The organism is Gordonia sp. 'Campus', from assembly GCF_022206305.1.
Lineage (GTDB): Bacteria > Actinomycetota > Actinomycetes > Mycobacteriales > Mycobacteriaceae > Gordonia.
This window is the reverse complement of the sequence record NZ_JAKOIW010000034.1, coordinates 1-9,371: the sequence shown is the minus strand read 5'-3', so window position 1 is coordinate 9,371 and position 9,371 is coordinate 1. Positions and strand designations below refer to the sequence as shown.

Genomic DNA, 9,371 nt, shown 5'->3' with positions numbered 1-9,371 from the left:
TTGTGACACCGGACGATGGCAGCGCGACCGCCGACGCGCACCACGGACGCGGGGGGGAAGCACGGTTGTTGCGGGATCTACTCGGTTCCGCATCGCTGGGGGACCGAGCCGCGTTCACGCACCTGTACGACCTGACGAGTTCACGGATCTACGGACTCGCCTTCCGCGTCGTGCGCGACCGGCAGTACGCCGAGGAGATCGTGCAGGAGGCCTACCTGCAGTACTGGCAGAAGGCCAGCGAATACCACCCGTCGCGTGGCTCGGTCATCACCTGGATGATGACCATCGCGCATCGACGCGCCGTGGACCGGGTACGGACCGAGCAGCTGCAACAGAACCGCATGTCGGACTATGGGGCGCGCACCGTGGAAACGCCGCGCAACATTCCGTTGGAGGTGGTTGTTCACGCGGACGAGGCGCGTACGCTACGAACATGTCTCGGCGCGCTCACGGACCTGCAACGGAGTTGCATCGAGATGTCGTATTTCGGCGGCTTGACCTATCCCGAGGTCGCGAGGAAGACCGACACCCCGTTGCCCACCATCAAGTCTCGGATCCGAGATGGACTGCGCCGGCTGAAGACATGCCTGGGGACGCAGGAGGATGCCTGATCTCACCATGACGACACCCGATGCGGCGTCCGGGGACCGGGAATCCGACTGGCTCGACGAACACGTCGAACTCCATGCCGTCGGAGCGCTGACCCCCGAAGAATCCACTCGTGTGGAGCAGGAGCTCGCCGCCCTGCCACCGAACAAACGCGCGGTGTACGAAGCGTGCATCGTCGACATCCAGGCCGCGATGGCCGGATTCGCGACCACCTATGCGCTCGATGCCCCCACCGACCTGAGGCATCGGGTCCTGACCCACGTCTTCGAGGGGGCGTCGGTGGGCATCGACCCCCGCGACGACCAACCGCGTGACGCCGGTGTTGCCGATCCCCTGGGCGTGATGGGTCCCGATCGAACGGGTTCGTACGACTCGCCATCCATCACGGGTGGCGACGTACCCCGCTCGGCGCCATCTGAAACCGGCTCGGGCGACCCCGGTGTGGATGAGTCCGGCGAACACCACACGCAGGACTCGGGCACCGTCGCACGCCGAACCCTGGGACAGCGTCGCGGTCAGCACCGATCGGGCGGTTCGGCACCCCGGCCGGCCCGGGCGACGGCGATCCTGGCCGCCGCCGCGGTGACGGTGGCCGTCGCGCTCGGCGCGGGAGTGCTCATCGGACGCACGACCGCTCCCGAACCGTCGACGACGACCACCGCGCTGAGCGATTCCCAGCGCCAGGTCCTCGGCGTACTCACCGCCGCCGATGCGACGGTGTCCGTCGAGCCGCTCGCCGGCGACCGCGGCACGATCTCGGTGGTCACGTCGGAATCGGCCAATCAGGCGATCGCGCTGCTGCGGGATCTCCGCAAGCCCATCCCGTCCGAGAGCACCTACCAGCTCTGGCTCGTGGGGGGTGCCGAGCGACCGGTGTCCGCGGGCCTCATCCCGGGCGACGACACCGCTCCCGTGGTGGTCGACGACGTGGACGGTTCCAGCGTGCTGGCCGTGACGATCGAACCCGCAGGCGGTTCGGAGCAGCCGACGACGCCGATCCTGGCCCAGGTCGCTCTCTGACGCGTCGGCCCTCGTCACCTCGCGCGAGAGACGACGCGGATTCGATCCCTCGGGGGACAGCTGTATCGATCCGGCGCCCGGTGACGATCCCTACACTGAGAGATCAATCAGCTGGGGGAACCGATCAGCCGAGGTACCGGTCGCCCGGGCATCTGCCGGACGGGGTCAGCCGGCGGCGCAGCAGGTGCAGCGCGGAGAACGGTGGGTGTGGTGTGACGAGAATCAGCCGGTCGAACACGAGGGACAGCGGACGGCGGTGGACGCGCTCGTCGGTCTTGACCCGTCTGGTGGCACTGGGGGCGGTCATCGCCGGGTTCGTGGTGGTTCCGGCGGCCCCGGCAACCGCGACACCCGCCCCGCACCCGGCGGCGGGCAGCTCACGCATCGTCGACACGTTCGACGACGATCCGCAGCAGGTCACCCTGCTCGTCTACTCGGGTTCGATGCGCCGCACCGTCGCGGTCACGGTCCTCACGCCGCGCGACCGTTCGCGTCCGGCGCCCACCCTGTATCTCCTCAACGGCGCCGGCGGCGGTGAGGACTCCGCGACCTGGGATGCACGCACAACCTACAAGCGCTACTTCGCCGACAAGCACGCCTACGTCGTCACGCCGATCGGTGGGGCCTACTCGTACTACACCGATTGGCAGCGGGACGACCCGGCGCTCGGACGCAACAAATGGCAGACGTTCCTCACCCGAGAACTGCCACCGCTCATCGACGGCACCTTCGACACCACCGGTGTCAATGCGATCGCCGGGATCTCGATGGCCGGTACGTCGGTGCTGAACCTGGCGATCGCCGCACCTGGCCTCTACCGTTCGGTCGCCGCCTTCAGCGGCTGCGCCCGCACCAGCGACCCCGCCGGCCAGCAGTACATCCGGCTGGTCGTCGAAGACCGTGGTCAGGCGAACATGGAGAACATGTGGGGACCGTTGAACGGCCCCGGGTGGCGCGCCAACGATCCCTACCTGAACGCCGCGAAGCTGCGCGGCAGCAAGGTCTACATGACCACGGGCACGGGCGCCCCGGGAGTCCACGAACAACTGACCGACCCCAGCATCGAAGGCGATCCGTTCACCCTCGCCAATCAGGCGATCGTGGGCGGCGGCATCGAGGTCGCCATCGACATCTGCACCAGGCAGATGGTGCAGCGCATGCGCTCGATGAACCTGCCGGTGCACGTCGCGCTCCGGCCGACCGGCACCCACTCGTGGGGTTATTGGCAGGACGATCTGTACCGCACCTGGCCCCTCATCGCACGCGATCTGCGCTGAGGTCCGGCAGGGGCGGCCGATGCGGACCCGAGGAAGATCCTCGGGTCCGCCGATCACCAGGAGTCGAGACCGGTGTAACCGTCCTGGAGAGCTCGCGCAAACAGATGCGTCTTCGTCGGAGCACCCCGGCCGACCGCGGTGTACTTCGCCCGGATACGGGCGAGGTGCGTACTGACCGTCGAGGCCGAGATGAACAGGCGGGCGGCCGCATCCTCTTTCGAGTCGGCGGCCAGCCAAGCGAGGAGAACCTCCACCTCGCGGTCGGACAGGCTCGGACGCACGATGGCCGGCCGATCGCCGGTCACCCGGTAGTCCGCCAGCCGCGCAACCGTTTTCGGAGCGTCGAGATCCGCGGGTTCAGTGCCTCGCGCTCCCGATGACACCGCGGTCCGGAAATAATCTGAAGTGACCGTCACTGGTCCATCCCCTTTTTGATCGGCGCACTGCTCACGTCCCCGACGCCGCACGCTTCACGCGTCATGATCGTTGTACCCAAGGTAGGTCGGCCGATTACCGGTCGGTAGACCCAGAACTGGGGACTTCTCCGATCCTTGAAGAGCCCCCTCATCGATACCCCCACCGACCCCCCTTGCTCGTCGTCCCCGTGGCGAAGCCCGCACGGAATGTCCTCGGCGCCACGGATTCTGCTCACCGTCGCCGCCGCATAACGTCACCGAGCGTCGCCGTCGACGCCGCCCTGCGCTGCGGGACCGGCAGCCAGCCGTCCTCCACCGCGCGTTTGAACAGGTCCACCTTCGTCCTGGTGGGCCGGCCCGCATCCGCGTATTTCTGACGGATTCGCTTGAGATACTCGTTCACCGTCTCCGCCGAGACCCCGAGCGCCGCCCCGACCCGCGCCGACGTCTCGCCGGATGCATACAGCGCCAACACCTTCTGCAACTGGGGAGAGAGGTCCACCGCGGCGAGCTCGGGATCGCCGTCGATCGCGGCCGCCCACTCGGTGGTCAGCACCACCCGTCCCTGGGCGGCGGCCCGGATGGCGTCGATGATGATCGCTTCGTCCGCGGACTTCAGGACCACGCCGAGGGCACCCGCGCGGGCAGCCGAGCGCAGCAGCGCCGGATGCTCGCCCGAGGTGTAGACGACGGTCGCGACACCGGCCGCCGACAGCGCGTTGACGTTCTCGCGGGGAGTGGTGCCGTCGTCGAGGCGGAGATCGAGCAGGACGACGTCGAGTGGAACCCGCTCGCCGAGCACGCCGGCGACCGTGCCGGCCGAACAGATCAGGGCGATGTCGGCAACCGGGTCGAGCACTCGCTCGATTCCCCAGATCGGGGACCGGTGGTCGTCGACCATGCCCACGCGGATGAGGGGAGCATCGCGCAACAGGGGATCACCCGTCATGATGCCCACCCCCTTGGTCTACTCGTCGGGAGCATTCCCACCCGTGTCGGGCGGGCGCGGTCCCCGACGCCCTGCGCTCCCCCGCTCGGCGCTCACCAGCGGTTCTCAGCAATGACAGCCTCGCGGAGGTGCGTACCCGGCGAACCGTAGCCGAGTCCGCAGTCCGCGGCGGCACCAAGAGCTCGACCTGCGACGATCTGTCCCAAACTGACACCACCCGTGTCCACATGTTTGGGGACACCGCCTTCCGTGGTCACAGCCGGTGTCTCCATGCAAGACTAGAACATGTTCTAGAAAATGCCCTGTCGAGCGACGGTCAGACACCCGATCCGCGGCCGGAGACCATCCATCCTGCGAAGGAGACCACGTTGAGCGCACCATCGACCCACGACGTCCTCGGGACGACCGTGACCATGCCCGTCGAGATACGGCATGCCCGGTGCTTCGTCGCCGGGTTCACGGCAGACGCGGCGGCGGTCGCGCGCGCCGTCGACGCCGAGTCCGGCGGGCGCCCCGGAACGCTGCGCCCCCTGCGCATCCGGCCCGGTCGCACGATGTGCATGCTCGTCTTCGTCGACTATGTCGACGGCGATCTCGGGCCGTACAACGAGTTCGGCGTGTGCTTCCTCGTCGAGGATCCCTCGACTCCCCCCGCATCACCTCTCCGTGCGGTGCGCTCACTGCTCAAGGGCGATGCTCGCGCCCTCGTCCACCGGCTCCCCGTCGACGGCGACTTCACCCTGGCCGCCGGGCGCGGGATCTGGGGATTCCCGAAGACCCTCGCAGACTTCGACGTCGACCACGACTCGGCGACCAAGCACGGGCGCCTCGAGGCCGACGGCGCCCTCATCGCCGACCTACGGGTCAAACCCGGCATCGCGGTCCCCGACTCCACCGCCGACACGGTGCTACACGCGTACTCGCAGCTCGACGGGACCACCAGGATGACACCGTGGCGTCTCACCTCGACCACCGGGACCCGCACGCGGATCGGCGGCGCGAGTCTCACCCTGGGCGACCACCCCATCGCCGACGAACTCCGCTCGCTACGGCTCGGCCGGCGTGCGCTGATGACCAGTTCCGTCGATCGGATCACGATGCGCTTCGAGGACCCCACGCTGGTCTGACGACAACCGGGTGCGGGTGGCCGCAACACATCCGGCCGCGGACAATGTGTTCCATGAGCAATCTCGAAATCGACCCCGCCGAGGTGGAGTGCCGCGGCGACGCCGGGGTGGCCGCCGGCTCGGGGCACCTACGCATGGACGTCCTCACCGCGCGCGACGTGCCGCTCGGCGGGCCCCGTGCGATGACCGTGCACCGGACACTGCCGCAGCGGGCGCGGTCGCTCATCGGGGCGTGGTGCTTCATCGACCACTACGGTCCCGACGACGTCACCACCAGCGGCGGCATGGACGTCCCGCCGCACCCCCACACCGGACTGGCGACGGTCAGCTGGTTGTTCACCGGCGAGATCGAACACCGGGACACGATGGGCAATCACGCGATGGTCCGGCCCGGTGAGATCAATCTGATGACGGCGGGGCACGGCATCGCCCACACAGAGGTGTCGACCCCGGAGACCACGACACTGCACGGCGTCCAGTTGTGGGTCGCACTCCCCGCCGCCGACGCCGACACCGCGCGCGACTTCGCCCATCACCGACCCGACCCCATCGACCTCGGCGGTGTGACCGCGCGCGTGTTCCTCGGCGAGCTGTTCGGGACACGTTCTCCCGTGCACACGTTCACTCCGCTGACCGGCGCCCAGCTCGACTTCGCGCCGGGCGCCTCGATCGACGTCGACGTCGACCCCGAACACGAGCACGGCATCCTCGTCGACGCCGGAACGATCGAGGTCGACGGCACCGACGCGGCGCCGCTGGCCCCGACCGAGCTCGGTTACATCGGTCTCGGGGCGAGCCGGGTCTCACTCACCAACGTCGCCGACACCCCGGCCCGCGTGGTCTTCCTCGGCGGCGCACCGCTGGCCGAGGACATCGTGATGTGGTGGAACTTCATCGGCCGGACCCACGACGACATCGTGGCCTTCCGCACCGAATGGGAGGCGCACAGCCGACGGTTCGGACAGGTGGAGGGATATACCGGCGAGATCCAGCATCTGCCGGCGCCGCCGCTGCCGCACTCCCGGCTGCGGCCGCGCGTCAATACACCGGGACGCGCCTGAGAGTCGTTGTCTCTCAGGCGCGTCGGCGTCTCTTCTGCGCACCCTCGGCGGGCGCCCCGGTCACGTCGTGCCGAGCAACTTCGCGAAGTTGGCGATCCCGGCGGCCTCGACCGACTGCTGCCGCGCCGACACCGTGGCCGGACCGTCCTGCGCGCGACGACCAGCGCCTGCGCTCACCGGCGTACTTCTCGGCGCGAGCAGCGACACGAGTTCGCCTGCGGCACGGCCGATCCGATCGTTCAGGGTGGTTGTGTCACCGCCGGCTCCCGCCCAGTCGGCCGATGCCGCGTACACACCGGTGGGGAGCACCACACTGCGCAGGTAGGCGAACAACGGCCGCAACGCGTGGTCGAGCACCATCGAGTGACGGGGACTGCCGCCGGTGGCCCCGATGACGACGGGCTTGCCGGTCATGGCATCGATGTCGACGAGATCGAAGAACATCTTGAACAGTCCGCTGTAGGAGGCGTTGAACACCGGCGTCGCCACGATCAGCGCATCGGCACCTTCCACCTCGTCGAGGGCGGCCCGGGCCTTGCCCGTGGCGAACCCCACGGTCATGGCCTGACCCAATTCACCTGCCACGTCGCGCAGATCGACGACCTGCACGTCGATCGGGCCGTCGAACCGGTCGGTGACCGCCGCGACCATGCGGTCGATCAGCAGGCGCGTCGACGACGGCTCGGACAACCCCGCGTTGACCGCGACGATCCGGGTCGTCATGACGACACCTCCGCACTCTCCCGGGTCACACCGTCGTCAGCCGCGTCGCGGGCGGCGACGAGCGACGAGTGCGTGGGTGCATCGGGGACGTCGGCCGGACGCCCCTCGGCGAAGCCGGCCCGGAGATCCGGCAGGACCTCGCCGAGCAGATCGAGCTGCTCGAGCACGGTCTTGAGCGGCAGACCCGCATGGTCGACGAGGAACAGCTGGCGCTGGTAGTCGCCGTAGGTCTCGCGGAACCCGAGGGTCTTGTCGACGAACTCGGCGGGACTGCCGACCGTGAGCGGCGTCTGCGAGCTGAACTCCTCCAGCGACGGTCCGTGCCCGTAGACGGGTGCGTTGTCGAAGTAGGGACGGAACTCGCGCACGGCGTCCTGCGACTTCGGCCGGATGAAGAACTGTCCGCCGAGCCCCACGATGGCCTGGTGGGCCTTGCCGTGGCCGTAGTGCTCGTAGCGCTCCCGGTAGAAGCCGATCAGCCGCTGGAAGTGCTCGTTGGGCCAGAAGATGTTGTTCGCGAAGAACCCGTCCCCGTAGTAGGCAGCCTGCTCGGCGATCTCGGGACTGCGGATCGAACCGTGCCAGACGAACGGTGCGACACCGTCGAGCGGGCGCGGGGTCGAGGTGAACGACGTCAGCGGGGTGCGGAACTGTCCCTCCCAGTCGACGACGTGTTCGGTCCACAACCGATGCAGGAGGTGGTAGTTCTCGATGGCGAGCGGGATGCCCTGCCGGATGTCCTGACCGAACCAGGGATAGACCGGACCGGTGTTGCCTCGTCCGAGCATCAGGTCGACACGTCCGTCGGCGAGATGCTGCAGCATGGCGAAGTCCTCGGCGATCTTCACCGGGTCGTTGGTGGTGATCAGCGTGGTGGACGTGCTCAGTTGGAGACGTTCGGTCTGCGCCGCGATGTAGGCGAGCGTCGTGGTCGGCGACGACGAGAAGAACGGCTCGTTGTGGTGCTCACCGATGGCGAACACGTCGAGCCCGATGTCCTCGGCCTTCTTGGCGATCTCGACGATCGCCTTGATCCGCTCGTGTTCCGTCGGTTCTTTCCCGGTGGTCGGGTCGACGGTGATGTCGCTGACGCTGAAGATTCCGAACTGCATGTCGCGCCTCCCTTGTCGTGGTTTCATCCACTCTAACCGGACCGCGGTCCGATTAATTCCATGGGCCCGTGGGTTAGTGTTGGCTCACATTCCCCACCGGGAAGTACCGGGGATAATCACCGCTTCAAGGAGAGTTGCATGAAGATCCGGAAGTCCGTCGCTGCCATCACCCTCGCCGGGGCCGCACTGTTCGTGGTCACCGGTTGCTCGGAGTCCACCGACACCGTCGACGAGGCCACCAGCGCGGTGTCGACCGCCGTCGAGACCGCCGTCAGCGAGGTCGAGACCGCAGCGAGTGACGCCGTCGACGAGGTCACCGGACTGAGCAAGGACGACGCGCAGGAAACCCTGCGCAAGGCCATCGACCCCGACACCCCGGCCAACGAGATCGGTGAGGTCGTCGACCTCAGCAACCCCGCCACCCAGCCGGCCGCGATCGCATTCGCCAAGGGCGCAACCGCCGCCGGTTACACGCCCGAGGCCTTCTCGGTCACCGAGGTCGCCGAGGACGGCGATGACAAGGCCACCGCCACCGTCGCGGTGAAGAGCCCGCACGCCCCCGCCCCGGTGGACATCCAGCTCGCGTTCGTCAAGGTCGACGGCGACTGGAAGCTCAGCGGCGACGCGATCAACCAGCTGATCAGCATGGGCGGCCAGCGCGGCTGACGCCCACCCCGGGCCGACACGCCCGGCCTCGCACGCCTCCTCGCCTACACTCGAACGGGTGCGGCCCGACCCCGGGCCGGACGGCGAGGAGGTGTACGTGCGTACCGAGAATCCGACTCATCCGTTCGCACCGCCGGTGACCGCACGACACGCGCGCTGGCCGCTGGTCAACGATCTCGACGACACCACCCTTCCCGAACCTCCCGGTCCCCGCCGCACAGCGGTTCTCGACGCCCGACCGGACTTCGAACTCCCGACTCCGCCCACATCTGCGAGCAGCCCGGTGTACGGCGATGCCCGACTCGAGCCCCGAGCCCCGGCGCGCGCACACGGCGCATTGCCACCCGTCGGCGACTTCTGGGATCTGCAGAATGCCGGCCGGATCGTGCCCGCCGCCCCTCTGCCCCGACC

11 protein-coding genes and 1 pseudogene are annotated in these 9,371 nt (G+C 68.4%); 7 read left to right on the top strand and 5 right to left on the bottom strand.

Annotated elements, in window-relative coordinates; genetic code table 11:
• The first annotated feature begins 2 nt into the window (after window positions 1–2).
• Both sigK and MAY35_RS22485 read left to right on the top strand, forming a co-directional pair.
• Window positions 3–611, top strand: a complete 609-nt coding sequence (sigK, locus tag MAY35_RS22490; protein ID WP_374238003.1) for an ECF RNA polymerase sigma factor SigK — start codon at window positions 3–5, stop codon at window positions 609–611.
• Between the two features lie 7 nt (window positions 612–618).
• On the top strand, window positions 619–1,629 hold the full coding sequence (locus MAY35_RS22485) for an anti-sigma factor (protein WP_238423514.1): 1,011 nt from the start codon (window positions 619–621) through the stop codon (window positions 1,627–1,629).
• 124 nt (window positions 1,630–1,753) lie between these two features.
• Here MAY35_RS22485 and MAY35_RS22480 read toward each other — a convergent pair whose 3' ends face one another.
• A complete protein-coding gene (locus MAY35_RS22480; RefSeq protein ID WP_238423507.1) occupies window positions 1,754–1,936 on the bottom strand; it encodes a hypothetical protein in 183 nt (60 codons plus the stop codon).
• Between MAY35_RS22480 and MAY35_RS22475 the strand changes: the two genes are divergently transcribed.
• Window positions 1,917–2,906 carry an alpha/beta hydrolase gene (locus MAY35_RS22475; RefSeq protein ID WP_374238002.1) on the top strand — a complete coding sequence of 330 codons (990 nt, stop codon included), beginning with the start codon at window positions 1,917–1,919 and terminating at the stop codon, window positions 2,904–2,906. The genes MAY35_RS22480 and MAY35_RS22475 overlap by 20 nt on opposite strands.
• Before the next feature lie 53 nt (window positions 2,907–2,959).
• On the opposite strand, the gene MAY35_RS22470 is transcribed toward MAY35_RS22475, so the two are convergent.
• The gene (locus tag MAY35_RS22470) at window positions 2,960–3,322 is read right to left on the bottom strand and encodes a response regulator transcription factor (protein WP_238423506.1); all 363 of its coding nucleotides are present in this window, start codon (window positions 3,320–3,322) and stop codon (window positions 2,960–2,962) included.
• A gap of 232 nt (window positions 3,323–3,554) precedes the next feature.
• The gene (locus MAY35_RS22465; protein ID WP_238423505.1) at window positions 3,555–4,271 is read right to left on the bottom strand and encodes a LuxR C-terminal-related transcriptional regulator; all 717 of its coding nucleotides are present in this window, start codon (window positions 4,269–4,271) and stop codon (window positions 3,555–3,557) included.
• Window positions 4,272–4,639: 368 nt separating this feature from the next.
• Here MAY35_RS22465 and MAY35_RS22460 point away from each other — a divergent pair, with 368 nt between their 5' ends.
• Window positions 4,640–5,398 (top strand): acetoacetate decarboxylase family protein, encoded by a 759-nt coding sequence (locus MAY35_RS22460; protein ID WP_238423504.1) that lies wholly within the window; start codon window positions 4,640–4,642, stop codon window positions 5,396–5,398.
• Between the two features lie 53 nt (window positions 5,399–5,451).
• Window positions 5,452–6,459 carry a pirin family protein gene (locus MAY35_RS22455; protein WP_238423503.1) on the top strand — a complete coding sequence of 336 codons (1,008 nt, stop codon included), beginning with the start codon at window positions 5,452–5,454 and terminating at the stop codon, window positions 6,457–6,459.
• A gap of 60 nt (window positions 6,460–6,519) precedes the next feature.
• On the opposite strand, the gene MAY35_RS22450 is transcribed toward MAY35_RS22455, so the two are convergent.
• Together MAY35_RS22450 and MAY35_RS22445 are read right to left on the bottom strand one after the other, a co-directional pair.
• Entirely contained in the window at window positions 6,520–7,182 is a 663-nt protein-coding gene (locus MAY35_RS22450) for a CE1759 family FMN reductase (RefSeq protein WP_238423502.1), read from the bottom strand.
• Window positions 7,179–8,294 (bottom strand): LLM class flavin-dependent oxidoreductase, encoded by a 1,116-nt coding sequence (locus MAY35_RS22445; RefSeq protein WP_238423501.1) that lies wholly within the window; start codon window positions 8,292–8,294, stop codon window positions 7,179–7,181. Before MAY35_RS22445 ends, MAY35_RS22450 begins: the two co-directional genes overlap by 4 nt.
• Window positions 8,295–8,432: 138 nt before the next feature.
• On the opposite strand from MAY35_RS22445, the gene MAY35_RS22440 reads away from it, so the two are divergent.
• Together MAY35_RS22440 and MAY35_RS22435 are read left to right on the top strand one after the other, a co-directional pair.
• Window positions 8,433–8,960: a DUF4878 domain-containing protein gene (locus tag MAY35_RS22440; RefSeq protein ID WP_238423500.1), complete on the top strand. Its 528-nt coding sequence runs from the start codon at window positions 8,433–8,435 to the stop codon at window positions 8,958–8,960.
• A 58-nt stretch (window positions 8,961–9,018) separates the two neighbouring features.
• Window positions 9,019–9,371, top strand: a pseudogene (locus tag MAY35_RS22435) (hypothetical protein); the annotation flags it as partial.